Genomic DNA, 18309 nt, shown 5'->3' with positions numbered 1-18309 from the left:
CAATTACTCCATCATCTTCTCAATTGGCAGCACCAGAATGGAGCTTGCGCCCAGTGCCTTCAGTTTTTCCATGGTTTCCCAGAACAGCGTTTCGCTACTGACCATGTGCATCGCCACACGCTGCTGATCGCCCGCCAGTGGCAGAATGGTAGGACGCTCAGCACCTGGCAGCAGGGCGATCACTTCGTCAAGACGTTCGGTTGGTGCATGCATCATGATGTACTTGGATTCACGGGCCTGAATCACACCCTGAATACGGGTCAGCAGTTTGTCGATCAGTTGCTGCTTGGCGTCAGCCATTTCGCCGTCACGCTGGATCAGGCACGCTTTGGAGCGGTAGATCACTTCCACTTCGCGCAGGCCGTTCGCTTCCAGGGTGGCACCGGTGGAGACGAGGTCGCAAATGGCATCCGCCAGGCCCGCACGCGGTGCGACTTCAACAGAACCATTCAGCAGACAGGATTTAAACTGCACGCCTTTCTGATCCAGATAGCGTTTTAACAGGTGAGGGTAAGAGGTAGCGATGCGTTTGCCGTTCAGCGCGGCCGGGCCATCCCAGGCTTCATCAACCGGTGTTGCCAGCGACAGGCGGCAGCCGCCGAAGTCCAGGCGACGCAGGGTGAAGTAACGCGGATCTTCACCCTGAGCGCGACGGGTCAGGAGCTCTTCTTCCAGCACGTTTTCACCGATGATGCCAAGGTCAACGACACCGTCCATCACCAGGCCTGGGATATCGTCATCACGCACGCGCAGAATGTCGATGGGCATGTTTTCAGCCAGGGCAATCAGGCGCTGGGTGTGCAGGTTGATTTTAATCCCGCAGCGGGCCAGCAGTTCGCGTGAATCATCACTCAAACGGCCTGATTTTTGAATAGCTATGCGTAAACGTGAGTTATCTAACATTCTGTGTTCCTCGTTAACCTGTTTTAATCTGTCTGAATTTGGTCCAAAAAAAAACCCCGGAAGAAGATCTTCCGGGGGCTTTTTCATGCGTTCATGCACCACTGGAAGATCCAAACGTCTTCCAGCACACATCGCCTGAAAGACTAGTCAGGATGATGGTGATGATGGTGGTGTTTAAATTGAACGCGTGTCATATAAATTCTCGATGAATGCTTATTCATTTGATGTCTTTTAACCTAAACCAGTTGTATGACACATTGCAAGGGCTTTTTTTGATCATTAATTCATTTCATATTGATGCTATGAATTGTGTGTTCTGCTGCGCTGGCGTAGCCTTATGAGAGACGAGTGAGAGTCAGGAGAATTCACATGAAAAAGGTCGCGATTGTCGGTTTAGGATGGCTGGGAATGCCGCTGGCGATGTCATTAGCAGCGAAAGGCTGGCATGTGACCGGGAGCAAAACCACGGCGGATGGCGTGGAGGCGGCGCGCATGTGCGGTATTGATGGCGTCGAGCTGCGTCTTGAACCAGAACTGGTATGTGATACTGACGATCTGGACACGCTGATGAATGTGGATGCGCTGGTCATTACGCTTCCCGCGCGTCGCAGCGGCCCGGGCGAATCGTTCTATCTGCAGGCGATGCAGGAGATTGTCGACAGCGCGCTGGCACACGATGTGCCGCGTATTATTTTCACCAGCTCAACCTCGGTCTACGGTGATGTTGAAGGTGTGGTGAAGGAGACTACCGAGCGCCGTCCTGTTACCGCGAGCGGAAAAGTGTTGAAAGAGCTGGAAGACTGGCTGCACAACCTGCCGGGAACGCAGGTAGATATCCTGCGTCTGGCGGGGCTGGTTGGCCCTGGGCGACACCCGGGACGCTTTTTTGCCGGCAAGTCTGCCCCCGATGGGCAACACGTTGTGAATCTTGTGCATTTAGACGATGTTGTCGGGGCAATTGAGCTCCTCTTACAGGCTCCAAAGGGCGGGCACATCTATAATATATGTGCACCCTCTCATCCTGCGCGAAGCACATTTTACCCGCTGATGGCGCGTCAGTTGGGTCTGGCGCCACCCGTTTTTGGTGAGACAAAGGACGAAAGCAAAGGCAAAATTGTTGATGGCAACCGCATTTGTCATGAGTTGGGTTTTGAGTATCAGTATCCCGATCCGCTGGTGATGCCCATGGCATAAGTCCTCCGGCGGAATCCCTCGCACACCGGAAGGGGGCGAACATGAAACCGCTGCTGGATGTTCTCATTATTCTGGATGCACTGGAAAAAGAAGGCAGCTTTGCGGCTGCCTCAGCGAAGCTCTACAAAACCCCTTCAGCGCTGAGCTACACGGTTCATAAACTGGAAAGCGATCTGAATATCCAGATCCTCGATCGCTCTGGCCACCGGGCCCGCTTTACCCGCACCGGACAAATGCTGCTGGTAAAAGGGCGTGAAGTGCTGCACACCGTCCGCGAACTGGAAAAACAGGCCATCAAACTTCATCAGGGCTGGGAAAATGAACTGGTGATTGGCGTTGACGATACTTTTCCGTTTTCCCTTCTGACGCCGCTGATTGAAGCGTTTTATCAGCGCCACAGCGTGACCCGGCTGATTTTCATTAATGGTGTACTGGGCGGCTCCTGGGAGGCCTTGGTTCAGGGGAGGGCGGATATCATCGTCGGCGCATTACATGAACCTCCTCAACTGAGCGATTTTGGGTTTGCCCGCCTCGGGATACTTGAGCAAGTTTTTGCGGTTGCTCCGCATCATCCGCTGGCCCGGGAGCCTGAGCCCATTAACCGGCGCGTTATTAAAGGTTACCGTGCCATTGTGGTGGGCGACAGCTCGCGGCCGGAATGTGCCGTATCGTCGCAGCTGCTTGATGAGCAGGAGGCCATTACCGTTTTTGATTTTAAAACCAAGCTGGAATTGCAAATCAGTGGGCTGGGTTGCGGCTATTTACCTCGCTATCTGGCGCAGCGATTTCTTGATAGCGGCGCGCTGATTGAAAAACAGGTGCTGGCTCAAAGCAGTAATGAATCGGTCTGGGTTGGCTGGAATGAACAAACGGCGGGGTTAGCCAGCGCCTGGTGGCGGGACGAAATTTTAGCAAATAGTGCTATCGCCGCTGTCTATACGCAGAGCAGCGTCCACAAATCAGCCAGTTAGCGCAGGAATATTTACAATGCCTTTGTAAAGTATTGCGTTTTGTATCTGATGTGGGGCAAAATGCGCCGCAGCAACCAAAGGAATAATCGACGATATAAAAGGCGTCGGTTATTTTTTTTTGCATGTATGAAACGAAACTAAAAACCAAGAGGCCGGGCTTCGTACCGGATAGATATTTACTAAAATCCGACAGTTGTTGTCGCTGAGGAAGAAAGAAATGGGGCAATTTTTCGCTTACGTGGCGGTTATCACCGTAAAGGAGAATAACTATGTCGCATAACGCAACTCCAAACACCTCTCGCGTGGAATTACGTAAAACACTTACGTTGATTCCGGTTGTTATGATGGGCCTTGCCTATATGCAACCAATGACGCTGTTCGATACATTCGGTATCGTATCAGGCCTTACTGACGGTCATGTGGCAACGGCGTATGCCTTTGCACTGGTCGCTATTCTCTTTACAGCGCTGAGCTACGGTAAACTGGTTCGCCGTTTCCCGTCTGCAGGCTCTGCCTACACCTATGCCCAGAAATCCATTAGCCCGGCGGTTGGCTTTATGGTGGGCTGGTCATCGCTGCTGGACTACCTGTTCATGCCGATGATCAACATTCTGCTGGCAAAAATTTACTTCGAAGCGCTGGTACCTTCCGTACCGTCGTGGCTCTTTGTTGTTGCGTTAGTGGCCTTTATGACCATCTCTAACCTGCGCAGCATTAAGACCGTGGCGAACTTCAACACCCTGATTGTTATTCTGCAAATGGGTATTGTTGCGGTTATTGTGGGTTTGATCATTTACGGTGTTTCTCACGGTGAAGGCGCGGGCACGCTGGTCAGCTCTCGTCCGTTCTGGTCTGAAGGGGCACATGTGGTGCCGATGATCACCGGTGCGACTATTCTGTGCTTCTCGTTCCTGGGCTTCGACGGTATCTCTTCTCTGTCTGAAGAGACCAAAGATGCAGAACGCGTGATCCCACGAGCCATTTTCCTGACTGCGTTGATTGGTGGCATGATCTTCATTGGTGCCTCCTACTTCCTGCAGCTCTACTTCCCGGATATCTCTCGTTTCAAAGAGCCGGATGCTTCACAGCCTGAAATCATGCTGTATGTAGCAGGGAAAACCTTCCAGTGGGGCGTACTGATCTTCTCCAGCGTTACCGTTCTGGCTTCTGGTATGGCTGCGCATGCAGGGGTTTCTCGCCTGATGTATGTAATGGGTCGTGACGGTGTGTTCCCAACCCGTTTCTTCGGCTACGTTCATCCGAAATGGCGTACTCCGGCGTGGAACGTGCTGTTGGTTGGCGCAATCGCCCTGATGGCCATTAAATTTGACCTGGTGACGGCAACGGCACTGATTAACTTTGGTGCGCTGGTGGCCTTTACCTTTGTTAACCTCTCCGTGATCTCGCAGTTCTGGATCCGTGAGAAGCGCAACAAAACGCTGAAAGACCACTTCAATTACCTGGTTCTGCCAATGTGCGGTGCGCTGACGGTCGGTGCATTGTGGATTAACCTGGAAGAGAGCTCTATGATTCTGGGTCTGATCTGGGGTGGTATTGGTCTGGTTTACCTGGCCTGCGTGACGAAGAGCTTCCGTAACCCGGTTCCTCAGTACGAAGACGTTGCGTGATAACGTGTCGGGTGGCGGCTACGCTTACCCGACCGACAAAACCCGTAGGCCCGCGTAAGCGCAGCGCCATCGGGCAAAAAAACCGGAGACCATCGCCTCCGGTTTTTTTATCGCTGAATTTCAGACTATCTCTTGTACGTACCTGAACAGTGCTTTCAGCAGCGCCTGCTTCTCTTCATTCCCTTCGTATTGGCCGTAAAGCATCTCCAGCTCCTGCGCATAGCTGTGCAGATATTCAGGCGTAAACACATTACGGCGATGCAGCAGCCAGCGTTCCTGCTCAGCTTCATCCAGCGTGCCGGGATAGTTACGCGCGCGGTAGTTAAACATCAACTTCTCAATGCGTTTATCCGCAAAGGTGATGTCCAGCGCGGGCAGGTTACGCGGTTCAGTTTGTAGGACGATGTTCATCGCAGCACGGTCGGCATCGCTGAAGAAGCCGTTATACAGCTGCGCATCCACGTTTTCGGACGGCACGAATGGCTCGGCTTCGGCAAATATGGCGACGACTTTCTCGCGCACCTGCGGATTTTCGCGCAGTATTTTAAGGTTATCCAGGCAGTGCTGGCGGTTGATCCCGAGCCTGTCGGCATCTTCCGGGCGCAGCGTATTGGCCTGCGCCAGTACGGGACATTTATTGATATGCACCAGTTTGACCGGCACCGCGGGCAGGTCTCCCAGCGCATCTTTAGGGGTATAGAGGCGCTCACGCAAGGTATTGCTGTCGAGCTCCAGCAGCGGGGAGATATCCCCGGCTAAATCCACCATGATGACCGCGTTACGGTTATCCGGATGCCAGGCCAGCGGTGCCACCCAGCTGGTGTTGCCGCGCCAGGCACCAAACATGCCGGAGATATGCACCAGCGGTTTCATCTGCGGCACATCAATCAGGGTCATCAGTTTCTGCTTACTGCGATGACTCAACAGATACTCAAACAGGCGTGGTTGTGCGGTTTTAACGAGCTTCGCCATGGCAATGGTGGCGTAGACGTCGGCCATCGCGTCGTGGGCATTACTGTGCTCAATGCCGTTGGCGCGCGTCAGGTGCTCCAGCCGGAAGCTTGCCAATCCGTCTTCGTTCTCTGGCCAGTTAATCCCCTCCGGACGCAGGGCATAACAGGCACGCATGATATCCAGCAAATCCCAGCGCGAATTGCGGTTCTGCCAGCTCCAGGCGTAGGGATCGTAGAAGTTGCGGTAGAAAATGTTGCGCGTCACTTCATCATCGAAACGGATATTGTTATACCCGACCACGCAGGTATGGGGAACGGTGAACAGATCGTGGATACGGCGGGCGAACTCTGCCTCGTTAACGCCTTTTTCCCGCGCTTCCTGGGGCGTTATCCCCGTGACCATGACCGCGCCGGGCTGCGGCAGGTAGTCATCGGCAGGTTTGCAGTAAAAGACCTCTGGCTCACCAATAATATTGAATTCGTCGTCAGTACGGATGGCGGCAAACTGCGCCGGTCGGTCCAGCGCCGGGTGGGTGCCAAAGGTTTCGTAGTCGTGGAATAAAAAAGTCGGGCGTGCGGCAGAGTCAGACACCAGTAATACCATCCTGTTAAAAAGTGACGTCACTATGGTAAACGATCGTGAGGGACAGACCGAATAAAAAGCGCCGCCATGCTGCAAATTTGCGAGCGTGGTTCCGGGAAAAACATGCTTTCTGTCACATTTTTTTGCAATTAAGCCAGGTAACGACACCAGAACTCCCGTAAAAAGGTCATCGATTTTTAATGACCTGAGGATATACCGTTGAAACGCCGTCTGTTTATTGCTGTTTCTCTACTCGCTTCGAGTGTCTCATCTGCTTTTGCGGCCGATCCGCTGGATTTTTCGCCGCAGCCTCCGGCCATTCAGGCCGGCTCCTGGGTACTGATGGATTACACTACGGGTCAAATCTTAACGGCGGGCAACGAACATCAACAACGCAACCCGGCGAGTCTCACCAAGCTGATGACCGGCTACGTTGTTGACCGCGCTATTGATAGCCACCGCATTTCCCCGGATGACATTGTCACCGTCGGGCGCGACGCGTGGGCAAAAGGTAACCCTGTCTTTGACGGTTCGTCACTGATGTTCCTGAAAGAGGGGGACCGCGTTTCTGTGCGCGACCTCAGCCGCGGTCTGATTGTTGATTCTGGTAACGACGCCTGTGTGGCGCTGGCGGATCACGTGGCCGGTGGCCAGCCGCAGTTCGTGAAGATGATGAACGACTATGTGCAAAAGCTGAATCTGCGCGATACGCACTTCGAAACCGTTCATGGTCTGGATGCCCCAGGCCAGCATAGCTCTGCGTATGATCTGGCCGTGCTGTCCAGAGCCATCATCCACGGCGAGCCTGAGTTTTACCACATGTACAGCGAAAAGAGCCTGACCTGGAATGGGATCACGCAGCAAAACCGTAACGGTCTGCTCTGGGATAAGACCATGAACGTAGACGGACTGAAAACGGGGCACACGTCAGGGGCCGGATTTAACCTGATTGCTTCCGCCGTGGACGGTCAGCGTCGCTTGATCGCCGTGGTGATGGGGGCAGACAGTCCGAAAGGGCGTGAGGATCAGGCCCGTAAACTGCTGCATTGGGGACAACAGAATTTCGATACCGTGCAGATCCTGCACAACGGCAAAAAAGTGGGCACTGAGCGGATCTGGTACGGCGATAAGGAACAGGTGGACCTGGGCACCGACCAGGATTTCTGGCTGGCATTACCGAAAGCAGAAGTACCGAACATCAAGGCAAAATACGTGCTGGATACAAAAGAGCTGGAAGCGCCAATAGCCGCCCATCAGCGGGTAGGCGAGATCCAGTTATACGACCGCGATAAAGTGGTCGCTCACTGGCCGCTGGTGACGCTGGAGCGTGTTGATAAAGGTGGCCTTTTCTCCCGTCTGAGTGATTACCTGCACCACAAAATCTAACCTTTCTGGGCAGACTGGCAGGGTTGCGAGTCTGCTCACATAATAAACTCTCCTCGATTGCCGATTATAGAAATTCTGCTTTATAGTGTATAAATATACAGTGATAAACGGAGGCAGTATGGACTACAGCATCAGGCAGGAAAAGAAACGTAAGATTGCCGGTTTTCACCTGGTCGGGCCATGGGAACACACGGTAAAACAGGGCTTTGAACAGCTGGTCATGTGGGTCGATGGCCGACACATTCAGCCGCTGGAGTGGGTTGCGGTTTATTACGATAACCCGGACGAAGTCCCGGCAGAAAAATTGCGCTGCGATACGGCCGTTACGGTACCGGATGATTTCGTTATCCCGGAAAACAGCGAAGGGGTGATGATGACGGAAATTGCGGCCGGAGATTACGCCGTCGCGAAAGCACGTGTTGAAAACTATGACTTCGCCACGCCGTGGTACCAGTTCTTTAACTCCCTTTTGCAGGACAACACATTCCAGATGGCTCTGAAACCGTGCTTCGAGCGCTATCTCAATGATGGCAACGCCGACGGGTACTGGGACATCGAAATGTTTATCGCCGTAGAGCATAAAGCAGGGTAGTCCTGTTAAATACAGGGTTTTTCAGCCGGGTGTGATCCGCCCGGCTGAAAACACAGTACAATTGTGATTTGCCGTGTAGCTGGAGAGCGGGTGTGCGTCCCGACAAATCATTAACGTCTTTCGAAATTCGGCTGTATAAACACTACCGCGTGGTTCATGGGTGCCGTATCGCGCTGGCATTCGTTCTGACGTTTGTGCTGGTCCGTTTGCTGGATGTTCCTGAAGGAACGTGGCCGCTGATCACGCTGGTGGTTGTCATGGGGCCTATCTCGTTCTGGGGGAATGTTGTCCCGCGTGCCTTCGAGCGCATTGGCGGTACGGTTTTAGGCTCTGCTCTTGGGTTGATTGCCCTGAAGCTGGAGCTTATTTCATTTCCGGTGATGCTGGCCTGGTGCGGTGTCGCCATGTTCCTCTGCGGCTGGCTGGCGCTGGGTAAAAAGCCCTATCAGGCACTGCTGATTGGTATCACCCTCGCGGTGGTGGTCGGCGCGCCAGCGGGTGATATGACCACGGCACTGTGGCGAAGCGGGGATGTTATCCTTGGTTCACTGCTGGCGATGCTTTTCACCGGTATCTGGCCGCAGCGCGCTTTCCTGCACTGGCGCATTCAGATGGCAAATTACGTCACCGCTTTTAACCGCGTCTACCAGGCCGGTTTTTCACCTAATCTTGTCGAACGTCCCCGGCTGGAGAAGCACCTTCAGCAGATCCTTAATGACGTGGTCAAAATGCGCGGTCTGATTACCCCTGCCAGTAAAGAGACCCATATTCAGAAATCGATTTTCGAAGCTATCCAGACCGTGAGCCGTAATCTGGTCTGCATGCTTGAATTGCAAATCAACGCGCACTGGGCCTCGCGCCCCAGCCATCTGTTAATGCTGAACGCGCAGACGCTGAAGGAGACGCAGCAGATGACGCAGCAAACCCTGCTGACCATCGCTCATGCCCTTTATGAAGGTAACCCGCAGCCCATCCTCGCAAACAGCGAGCGTCTGAATGAGATCGTTGCCGAACTGAAACAGCTGATCAACGAGCGACAGGGCGATAACGTAGCGGAAACCCCAATCCATGGTTACGTCTGGCTGAGCATGGAGCTGGCGCGTCAGCTTGAGTTGCTGTCGCATCTCATTTGCCGCGCACTGCGCAAATAAAGAGCAGCTATCGCCATATGTGACGGCTGCTGCTTCGATTCAGCATCAATTGGGGTTATGATAGTTTTAAACGATATACTCATTGTCATTCGCAGCCGCTGTCAGTAAGGTTATTGGTACAACGGTTGCTTTAACGAATCCGAATCTCACATTATCAGGGGTGTAAAAATGGAAACTACCAAGCCTTCGTTCCAGGATGTTCTGGAATTCGTCCGCCTGTTCCGCCGCAAAAACAAACTGCAGCGTGAAATCCAGGACGTTGAGAAGAAGATCCGTGACAACCAGAAACGTGTTCTGCTGCTGGATAACCTGAGCGACTACATCAAGCCAGGTATGAGCGTTGAAGCTATTCAGGGCATCATCGCCAGCATGAAGAGCGACTATGAAGACCGTGTTGATGACTACATCATCAAAAACGCTGAGCTGTCTAAAGAGCGTCGTGACATCTCCAAAAAGCTGAAAGTGATGGGCGAAATCAAAAACGCTGAAGCCAAAAGCGAATAATCGCTGCTGATTGCAAAAAAGGCTCTCTGGTAACAGAGAGCCTTTTTTATTACGCAGAGCGCGGCTGAAGCTGGTAGATCCAGGCCTTAACCTGATCACCTTCGGCGGTGGTCACCATGACCTCGACCCGATCGTAGCCGTCTTCAAATTCGTCCAGCATCGGCCAGTGTGCCTCAAGGTTACTGGAGATAAACAGATAACCCTCAACGCGCGGGCCATCGGCGTGCAGCACGATACCCGGAAAATCTGCCGCAGCGCCCCAGCCACGCGCATAAAATGTCCCGGTGACAAAACCGGCCTGCCATTCACCGCCGATGCTTTCGAGAATATGTGCATTTGAATGGCCCGGGCGTAACGTACCGTAGACAAACAAAGAGTCCATTTTTCCTCACCAGAAAAGCAAAAAGCCCGCTTTAAAAGCGGGCTTTTCAGAATGTGGCTCCTCTGACTGGACTCGAACCAGTGACATACGGATTAACAGTCCGCCGTTCTACCGACTGAACTACAGAGGAATCGTTGTGGAGGCTTATCTTAGCGGCGAAAAAACTTTTGTCAAACCTGATCTTAGTGATTAGCGATCGATTGCCGATTCTGTCATCAGTTTGTTGCAAATCCAGACATCTTTTTATGGAAAATACTTTGCAGGATGAGCTTTTCTCCCCCATCATTTGAAATGGAGTTTCAACTTTTCTCGCTAAGGTCCATTTTGAACGTTACTGCCACTCTCCGCCAGGCGATTATGCGCACGCCATGGTATGCAAAACGTAAAAGTTATCGTGTTCTGTTCTGGCGTGAAATCACCCCGCTTGCCGTACCTATTTTTCTGGAGAATACCTGCGTTCTGCTGATGGGGGTGTTGAGCACCTTCCTGGTGAGCTGGCTGGGTAAAGAGGCGATGGCCGGGGTCGGGCTGGCGGACAGTTTTAATATGGTGGTGATGTCTTTCTTTGCCGCAATCGATCTTGGTACCACGGTGGTGGTGGCCTTTAGCCTGGGCAAGCTGGATCCGAAGCGTGCCCGCGAAGCCGCCCGGCAGTCGCTGATGATCATGACCCTTTTTTCGATCACCCTGGCGGCGGTGATCCACTATTTCGGCAAAGAGATTATCGACTTTGTCGCGGGTGAAGCGACGAATGAAGTTAAGGATCTGGCGCTGACCTATCTGGAAATGACGGTCTTAAGCTATCCTGCTGCGGCTATCGCGCTGATCGGTAGCGGCGCGCTGCGCGGGGCGGGCAACACAAAAATTCCGCTGCTGATCAACGGCGGAATGAACATCCTGAATATCATGATCAGTAGCGTCCTGATCTACGGTGTTTTCTCCTGGGAGGGGATGGGGTTTGTTGGCGCAGGCCTGGGGCTGACTATCTCCCGCTACATTGGTGCGGCAGCCATCATCGGGGTGTTGATGGCGGGGATCACGCCATCGCTGCGCCTCACGTTAAAAAGCTACTTCCGACCCTTTAACTTCGCCATTATCTGGGAAGTGATGGGGATTGGTATTCCTGCCAGTATCGAGTCGGTACTGTTCAACGGCGGTAAACTGCTTACCCAGATGTTTGTTGCCGGTATGGGGACAGATGTGATTGCCGGTAACTTTATTGCCTTCTCCATCGCCTCGCTGATTAACCTGCCGGGTAACGCCTTAGGGTCGGCCTCCACCATTATCACCGGTAAACGGCTCGGCAAAGGGCAGATAGGGCAGGCGGAGCGGCAGCTGCGCCATGTCTTCTGGCTGTCGACCATCGGTCTGACGATAATTGCGTGGGGGAGTGCGCCCTTTGCCGGGCTGATGGCCTCGTTCTATACCCACGAAGATGATGTTAAAGAGGTCGTTAAGATCCTGATTTGGCTCAACGCGGCCTTTATGCCGATCTGGGCGGCGTCCTGGGTACTGCCTGCCGGGTTAAAAGGGGCACGCGATGCCCGCTTTGCGATGTGGGTCTCTATGCTCGGCATGTGGGGTTGCCGCGTGGTAGCGGGGTATACGCTGGGGGTCATGCTCGGTATGGGGGTCGTCGGGGTCTGGCTGGGGATGTTCCTTGACTGGGCCGTGCGTGGGGCATTGTTCTACTGGCGTATGGTAAGTGGGCGCTGGCTCTGGAAATATCCGCGGCACAATGCCTGACAAATGTGCGAAATGTTGAATAAATCGGCAAACGATCGGAAATCTGCATTCTGCCTTTGACAACATCGGGTAGCATCGATAATATGCGCCCCGTTCACACGATTCCTCTGTAGTTCAGTCGGTAGAACGGCGGACTGTTAATCCGTATGTCACTGGTTCGAGTCCAGTCAGAGGAGCCAAATTTGAAAAGCCTGCTTTTAAAGCAGGCTTTTTGCTTTTGTGCGTTCTGGAAACCTGCCGGGTGGCGGCTTCGCCTTACCCGGCCTACGGGACTGTAGGCCCGGTAAGCGCAGCGCCACCGGGCAATAAACCGCACTACCGGTTAACACGAATCGGTGCCGTCGCCTCCACCAGCCACGGACGCGCGTCGCTCTCCACCAGCGGGGACAGCGCTTCGCGCACCTGCTGGTGATACTCATCCAGCCACTGCTTTTCCTGCTCGTTTAACAGATTGAGTTCGACCTGGCTGAGATCGATTGGGATCAGCGTCAACGAGGCAAATTTGCAGAATCCTGGAGAGCTTTCCACAATCTCTACCTGATTTTCAATGCGGATCCCATGGCTATCCGCCAGATAGTATCCCGGCTCGATAGTCATAATATTGCCCGCCACCAGCGGCCATGGGTTGACCTTTTTAGCGATGCGATGCGGGTTCTCATGGATAAGCAACTGATGACCCACGCCATGGCCCGTTCCGTGATCGAAATCCAGCCCCATCTCCCACAGCGGCCGACGCGCGAAGGCATCCAACTGATGCCCCTGGGTGCCGGACGGGAACTGCAGGGTAATCAGCGACAGAAAACCTTTCAGCACGGCGGTGTAGTGTAATCGCTGCTGCGGGCTGACCTTGCCCCACGCCAGGGTACGCGTGGCGTCAGTGGTACCGTTATGGTACTGACCACCAGAATCATTCAGATAAAAGTGGTCATGGCCGATGGGTTTGTTGCTGGCTTCGCTTGAGTGGTAGTGGCACATCGCCGCATTGCTGGACGAGGCCGAAATGGTCGCAAAACTTTGCTCAATAAAGCCTGGCTGCAACTCGCGAAACACGAGTTGCTGTGCCTGGGCCTCCAGCTCGGTCAGCGGCTGGCCTGCTGCCGCACGTGCGGGCACTTCACGGCTCAGCCAGGCAAGGAAATTGACCCACGCGGCACCGTCCTGATGATGGCACTCCCGGTAACCCGCCAGTTCTACCGGATTTTTATTGGCCTTCATCAGCGTGATGGGGTCGGTGCGCCAGAGAATGTCACCGTGTGGCTCAATGGCAAAACGCAGAGCCACCGGCGCTGAATCGGCATCTACCATCACCCGTTTACCGTGAGAAAGGCGCTGGCAGCGTTCAATAAAGGCATCCTGCGGCGCAATGGTGAAAGCGTTTCGCACGCTATCAGGCAGGTTGCTTAGCTTATTGTCGTTAACGAACCACTCAACGCTACCGTCCCGACTGAGCAGGGCAAAAGAGAGCGGAACCGGGCTGGTGGGAATATCTGAACCGCGCACGTTAAGCAGCCAGGCGATGTTATCCGGCAGGGTCACGGCCAGGTAATCGGCATTGTTCGCGGCCAGCACGGCGGCAACGCGCTGACGTTTATCGGCGCTGCTTTCACCGCTGATTTCAACGGGCATCTCGCGGATAAGCCCCGCCGGAGCGGCAGGGCGATCGGCCCATAACGTATCAAACGGTGACTGGTTAAGCGGCACCATTTCGCACGGTGTCGCAGACAGCGTCTCATAATCGGCATTGGTCATCAGCAGCGCTTCAAAACCAATACGGGTGCCAGCTTCAATGTTGGCCGTCAGCCATTGTGCCAGCGGCTCGTTGTGCAGATGATGGATCTCTACTTCATCCATATTGACCTGCACGCGGGCCTGAACCTGATAGCGGCCATCGACAAAAAGCAGGGCTTTGTCTTTTAGCACCAGAGCCAGCCCCGCCGAGCCATCAAAGCCGGTCAGCCAGGCCAGTTTTTCATCATACGGCGCGCAGTATTCGCTCTGCCAGGCATCCGCGCGTGGGACGATCATCCCGTCGAGCTTATTTTCCTGTAGCCACTGACGCAGGGCCGATAACGGTGATGGGGTGTGCATTATTTTTCCTTATTGTTATCAGCGGAAAGGCGGTTCGTTAAAGGTACGCAGCTTGCGTGAGTGCAGCCGGTCACCTTCTGCCCGCAGCAAATCAATGGCGCGAATGCCAATTTGCAGGTGTTCGGAGATAGCCCCTTCGTAGAACCGGTTTGCCTGTCCCGGTAGCTTGATTTCACCGTGCAGCGGTTTATCGGAAACGCACAGCAGCGTACCGTAAGGCACACGGAAGCGATAACCCTGAGCGGCAATGGTGGCGCTTTCCATATCAATCGCCACCGCGCGGCTCAGATTGAAGCGCAGGGCAGAGGCGGAGTAACGCAGCTCCCAGTTACGGTCATCTGTCGTGACTACCGTGCCAGTACGCAGACGCTGTTTGACCTCTTCACCCGGCATGCCGCTCACCTCTTTGGTGGCGTCGTAAAGCGCGCGCTGCACTTCGGCAATGCTTGGGATCGGGATGTCCGGCGGGAGCACGGCGTCAAGCACATGGTCATCACGCAGGTAGGCGTGGGCCAGCACGTAGTCGCCAATCAGCTGGCTTTCACGCAGCCCACCGCAATGACCAATCATCAGCCAGACGTCCGGGCGCAGCACCGCCAGATGGTCGCAGATGGTCTTGGCGTTTGACGGCCCCACACCGATATTGATAAGCGTAATGCCCTGGCCGTCGGCGGTGATCAGGTGCCAGGCTGGCATCTGGTGCTTCTTCCACGCCAGATCGGAGATAGCCTGCTCAGGCGCTTCGGTTTCAGCGGTGATCCAGATCCCGCCGGCGCAGGAGAGGGCGATATAAGGGCTCTCCGGGTCAAGGATCTGGCTACAGCCCCAGCGGACAAATTCGTCGACATAGCGGGTGTAGTTGGTAAACAGTACGAACGGCTGGAAATGCTCGGCTGGCGTCCCGGTGTAGTGACGCAGGCGCGCCAGGGAGAAATCCACCCGGCGGGCGTCAAAATGCGACAAGGGGGAAAACTCTGCCGGGTGATAAATGCCGTCGGCGGTCTCATCGCCAATTTGCGACAGCTCGGTCGTCGGGAAATGGCGCGTCAGCCCTGCGCTCATGGAGCGATCGAGCGTTAACGCCGAACCGTCAATCACGTACGGATAGGGGATTTCATGCTGTGATGGCTCAACGGCAATGTGCGCGCCGTAATCCTGATAGAGCAGAGTGAGTTGCTCCTCAAGATAAGGACGGAACAATGCAGGGCGGGTCACGGTGGTGCTATAGCAGCCGGAGTGGGTAAAACGCGCGTAGGCACGGGTCTTTGGCGTGGTACTGGCGCTGCCGTCCCAGGTGACAGAGAGCGATGGATAAACAAAAAGGCCCTGGGTTCTGGCCTTTTCGTCGGGAAGTTTCCCTGTTTCGATGTACTCACTGATGGCGCTGCGCAGCGCATTGACGGACTGTTCGTACAGCGCGTCGAGTTTTTCCAGTGCCTGAGCCGGGGTCAGGCTGGAGCCCTTATTATTCATGTCTGTCTCCTTGTTCCACAGGTGTGCTGCTATACCCGATAGTATGTCACACGCCTGTGAAACAAAAGGGAGATCAGGAATGGTGTGTCTCTTTCATCACCAGCGCCGTGGCGGCCGACAGCAGGCAGCCTACCAGCAGGTAGCCTGCCACGCTGTGCCAGTTTCCGCCGGAGAACGTCACCAGCGCGGCGGCAATAAACGGCGTAAATCCGCCGCCCACGACGCTCGCCACCTGGTATCCTACGCCCGCCCCGCTGTAGCGGTAGCTTGCGCCGAACAGTTCGGTAAACATCGGTTGCTGCACGCAGACCACCATGTCATGGGCAATGTTGGCGAGCATAATGGCAAAGAAGACTATCCAGAAGACCGACTGTGCCTCCAGCGCCATAAAGAACGGCCAGGCGCTCAAGGAGCCAATCAGCGCACCGGTAATATAGACGCGGCGGCGGCCAAACCGATCCGCAAGCCAGGCGAAGCAGGGGATTGTCAGACAGCTGATCCCGCCCACCAGCAGACCGATATTCAGGAACAGCTCACGGGGGAGGCCGAGGTTCTGCGTGGAATAGTTGAGGGCAAACGCGGTGACGATATACATCGTCAGCAGCTCGCACAGGCGCAGGGCGATAATTTTCAGAAAAGCGCCAGGATGACGAATGAGCGCCTCCATCACCGGCAGCCGTTTTCTGGCAACGGGTTTTTCCCGCTGCTGTTCAAACTCGGCGGACTCTTCCATTCCGTTACGGATCCACAGCGCGGCGATAACCAGCACGATGCTGAAGATGAAGGGAATGCGCCAGCCCCAGCTCAGAAACTGCTCATCGGTCGTGAAGTGGCTGATAAGCGATACCAGCCCGGTAGAGAGCAACAGACCCACGCCGTACCCAACCTGCACGCCGCTGCTGTAGAACGCTTTCTTATTTTTCGGTGCGCTTTCGACCGATAACAGCGCCGCGCCGCCCCATTCGCCGCCCACGGCAAAGCCCTGAATGGCGCGCAGGGTGACCAGCAGTACCGGAGCCCACCAGCCAATCGTGGCAAACGACGGCAAAATACCGATGAGCGCAGTGGCGATCCCCATCATCCAGACGGTGAGCATCAGCATGCGTTTGCGGCCAAGGCGGTCGCCGAAGTGGCCGAAGATCACCCCGCCCAGCGGACGGAACAGGAAGCCGACGCCAAAGGTGGCAAACGCGGCGAGCGTGCCCATGGCGGGGCTAATTTGCGGAAAGAATTCGCGGTTAAAGACCAGAGCGGCGGTGATGCCGTAGAGCAAAAAATCATACCAGTCCACGACGGCCCCCGCGAAGCTGCCAAAGGCGGCGCGGCGGGCACGGTTAAGGCAAGGGGTCCCCTCGCCGGGACGTGTGGAGATGAGGGTGGAGTCCATAGTTGTCCTGTCTGCACTGATTTTTTATTTATTGGTATAAGAAAAGGTTACTCACAAAGCCATCGTCATAGCGACGCGATCTATGAGACTACCGCGACGGGCGGCACGAGGAAACTGATTTTATTTCCTGATGGGTAATGCAAAGCGGCTACGCTATGCTTAGCAAATAGTGAAGCGACTAAGGAAGGGAATATGCGTCGTAGAAATGTGCTGGGCTGTCTGGCTGCCTTGCTCATAAGCCAGAGTGTCCAGGCGGTGAGTTATCCTTTGCCGCCCGCCGGGAGTCGGCTGGTGGGCAGCACGCAGGTTATTACCGTACCGGACCACAACACCTTGCCGCTTGAAGCGTTTGCCGCGCAGCACGGGCAGGGGCTGAGCAACATGCTGGAGGCAAACCCCGGTGTTGATCCGTTTTTACCGCAATCCGGTACCCGACTGGTGGTACCTCAGCAGCTCATTCTTCCCGATACGGTTCGCAAAGGCATCGTGGTGAACGTGGCAGAAATGCGCCTTTATTATTACCCGCCAGGCAGCAATACCGTTGAGGTGTTTCCCATCGGTATTGGCCAGGCCGGGCGCGAAACGCCCCGCAACTGGGTGACAGCCGTCGAGCGCAAGCAGGAAGGGCCAACCTGGTCGCCCACGCCAAACACCCGGCGTGAATACGCGAAAGAGGGGAAAACGTTGCCCGCATTCGTGCCCGCCGGGCCGGATAACCCGATGGGGTTGTATGCGCTCTATATTGGCAGGCTTTATGCCATTCACGGTACCAACTCGAATTTTGGCATCGGCCTGCGCGTCAGTCAGGGGTGCATTCGCCTGCGTAATAACGATATCAAATACCTGTTCGACAATGTGTCGCCAGGCACGCGCGTGCAGCTTATCGATCAGCCTGTAAAAGTGACGACGGAGCCAGACGGCAGCCGCTGGGTGGAAGTGCACGAACCGCTGTCGCGCAACCGCGCAGAATTTGAATCAACCAATAAAGTGCCGCTGCCGATTACCCCCGCGTTGCGGGCACAGCTAATAAACGAGGGGGCGGGCGCTGAGCTGGAACGTCGATCAGGGATGCCGGTTAAGCTTGCTTTGCCCGGTGGCGCTGCGCTTACCGGGCCTACAGTCCCGTAGGCCGGGTAAGGCGAAGCCGCCACCCGGCAGTTTTCCAGAACGCACAAAAGCAAAAAGCCTGCTTTAAAAGCAGGCTTTTCAAATTTGGCTCCTCTGACTGGACTCGAACCAGTGACATACGGATTAACAGTCCGCCGTTCTACCGACTGAACTACAGAGGAATCGTGTGAACGGGGCGCATAGTAACGGCCTGCGTACGCCTTGTCAAAGGGTGAAACCACGCTTTGCGTCTGTTTGCTG

General features: G+C 54.9%; 17 protein-coding genes, 3 tRNA genes and 1 other annotated feature. Of the genes, 11 read left to right on the top strand and 9 right to left on the bottom strand.

Translation table 11 applies throughout. The features are described from left to right. Positions 1-3: 3 nt before the first annotated feature. Both hisG and hisL read right to left on the bottom strand, forming a co-directional pair. Positions 4-903 (bottom strand): ATP phosphoribosyltransferase, encoded by a 900-nt coding sequence (hisG, locus tag EQV24_RS05690; protein WP_000886595.1) that lies wholly within the window; start codon positions 901-903, stop codon positions 4-6. Positions 904-947: 44 nt separating this feature from the next. Continuing rightward, positions 948-1071: a sequence feature (His leader region), on the bottom strand. Then, positions 1047-1097, bottom strand: a complete 51-nt coding sequence (hisL, locus tag EQV24_RS05685) for a his operon leader peptide (protein WP_001364200.1) — start codon at positions 1095-1097, stop codon at positions 1047-1049. (Overlaps the previous feature by 25 nt.) Positions 1098-1272: 175 nt before the next feature. On the opposite strand from hisL, the gene EQV24_RS05680 reads away from it, so the two are divergent. From EQV24_RS05680 to EQV24_RS05665, 4 genes are all read left to right on the top strand, one after another. Then, on the top strand, positions 1273-2097 hold the full coding sequence (locus EQV24_RS05680; protein WP_013097842.1) for an SDR family oxidoreductase: 825 nt from the start codon (positions 1273-1275) through the stop codon (positions 2095-2097). A 41-nt stretch (positions 2098-2138) separates the two neighbouring features. Further along, the gene (locus EQV24_RS05675) at positions 2139-3068 is read left to right on the top strand and encodes a LysR substrate-binding domain-containing protein (RefSeq protein ID WP_130626310.1); all 930 of its coding nucleotides are present in this window, start codon (positions 2139-2141) and stop codon (positions 3066-3068) included. Positions 3069-3285: 217 nt separating this feature from the next. Continuing rightward, positions 3286-3348, top strand: coding sequence for a membrane protein YoeI (gene yoeI, locus EQV24_RS05670; protein ID WP_099458931.1), 63 nt, complete (start codon positions 3286-3288; stop codon positions 3346-3348). Next, positions 3338-4696, top strand: a complete 1359-nt coding sequence (locus EQV24_RS05665; RefSeq protein WP_013097840.1) for an APC family permease — start codon at positions 3338-3340, stop codon at positions 4694-4696. Before yoeI ends, EQV24_RS05665 begins: the two co-directional genes overlap by 11 nt. Before the next feature lie 120 nt (positions 4697-4816). On the opposite strand, the gene sbcB is transcribed toward EQV24_RS05665, so the two are convergent. Continuing rightward, entirely contained in the window at positions 4817-6244 is a 1428-nt protein-coding gene (gene sbcB, locus EQV24_RS05660) for an exodeoxyribonuclease I (RefSeq protein ID WP_207905499.1), read from the bottom strand. Positions 6245-6451: 207 nt separating this feature from the next. On the opposite strand from sbcB, the gene dacD reads away from it, so the two are divergent. The 4 genes from dacD (at position 6452) to EQV24_RS05640 (ending at position 9865) form a co-directional block, all read left to right on the top strand. After that, positions 6452-7618, top strand: a complete 1167-nt coding sequence (gene dacD / locus EQV24_RS05655; protein ID WP_130626308.1) for a serine-type D-Ala-D-Ala carboxypeptidase DacD — start codon at positions 6452-6454, stop codon at positions 7616-7618. 118 nt (positions 7619-7736) lie between these two features. Then, positions 7737-8210, top strand: coding sequence for a DNA gyrase inhibitor SbmC (gene sbmC, locus EQV24_RS05650; protein WP_029881832.1), 474 nt, complete (start codon positions 7737-7739; stop codon positions 8208-8210). A 92-nt stretch (positions 8211-8302) separates the two neighbouring features. Next, the gene (locus EQV24_RS05645) at positions 8303-9361 is read left to right on the top strand and encodes an FUSC family protein (RefSeq protein ID WP_045292640.1); all 1059 of its coding nucleotides are present in this window, start codon (positions 8303-8305) and stop codon (positions 9359-9361) included. A gap of 168 nt (positions 9362-9529) precedes the next feature. Then, positions 9530-9865, top strand: coding sequence for a DUF496 family protein (locus EQV24_RS05640; protein WP_010432067.1), 336 nt, complete (start codon positions 9530-9532; stop codon positions 9863-9865). A 49-nt stretch (positions 9866-9914) separates the two neighbouring features. On the opposite strand, the gene EQV24_RS05635 is transcribed toward EQV24_RS05640, so the two are convergent. Together EQV24_RS05635 and EQV24_RS05630 are read right to left on the bottom strand one after the other, a co-directional pair. Continuing rightward, positions 9915-10247 (bottom strand): gamma-glutamylcyclotransferase family protein, encoded by a 333-nt coding sequence (locus EQV24_RS05635; protein WP_029881834.1) that lies wholly within the window; start codon positions 10245-10247, stop codon positions 9915-9917. 54 nt (positions 10248-10301) lie between these two features. Then, positions 10302-10377 (bottom strand) — tRNA-Asn (locus tag EQV24_RS05630). Between the two features lie 161 nt (positions 10378-10538). Between EQV24_RS05630 and emmdR the strand changes: the two genes are divergently transcribed. Continuing rightward, a complete protein-coding gene (gene emmdR / locus EQV24_RS05625) occupies positions 10539-11993 on the top strand; it encodes a multidrug efflux MATE transporter EmmdR (protein WP_130626307.1) in 1455 nt (484 codons plus the stop codon). A gap of 103 nt (positions 11994-12096) precedes the next feature. Continuing rightward, positions 12097-12172 (top strand) — tRNA-Asn (locus EQV24_RS05620). Positions 12173-12308: 136 nt separating this feature from the next. On the opposite strand, the gene EQV24_RS05615 is transcribed toward EQV24_RS05620, so the two are convergent. From EQV24_RS05615 to shiA, 3 genes are all read right to left on the bottom strand, one after another. After that, positions 12309-14081, bottom strand: coding sequence for an aminopeptidase P family protein (locus tag EQV24_RS05615; protein ID WP_130626306.1), 1773 nt, complete (start codon positions 14079-14081; stop codon positions 12309-12311). Positions 14082-14099: 18 nt separating this feature from the next. Further along, positions 14100-15554: an AMP nucleosidase gene (locus tag EQV24_RS05610; RefSeq protein ID WP_013097832.1), complete on the bottom strand. Its 1455-nt coding sequence runs from the start codon at positions 15552-15554 to the stop codon at positions 14100-14102. Positions 15555-15627: 73 nt separating this feature from the next. Continuing rightward, positions 15628-16941 carry a shikimate transporter gene (gene shiA / locus EQV24_RS05605; RefSeq protein WP_130626305.1) on the bottom strand — a complete coding sequence of 438 codons (1314 nt, stop codon included), beginning with the start codon at positions 16939-16941 and terminating at the stop codon, positions 15628-15630. A gap of 192 nt (positions 16942-17133) precedes the next feature. Here shiA and ldtA point away from each other — a divergent pair, with 192 nt between their 5' ends. Beyond that, on the top strand, positions 17134-18069 hold the full coding sequence (ldtA, locus tag EQV24_RS05600) for a L,D-transpeptidase (RefSeq protein WP_029881837.1): 936 nt from the start codon (positions 17134-17136) through the stop codon (positions 18067-18069). An 85-nt stretch (positions 18070-18154) separates the two neighbouring features. Here the strand turns inward: ldtA and EQV24_RS05595 are convergent. After that, positions 18155-18230: transfer RNA gene (locus EQV24_RS05595), tRNA-Asn, on the bottom strand. Positions 18231-18309 lie beyond the last annotated feature (79 nt).

Origin of the sequence: Enterobacter sp. A8 (genome assembly GCF_004296595.1) — a bacterium.
Taxonomy (GTDB): domain Bacteria; phylum Pseudomonadota; class Gammaproteobacteria; order Enterobacterales; family Enterobacteriaceae; genus Enterobacter; species Enterobacter cloacae.
Note: the sequence above shows the minus strand (reverse complement) of the source record. Positions and strands in the feature narration are given on the sequence as shown.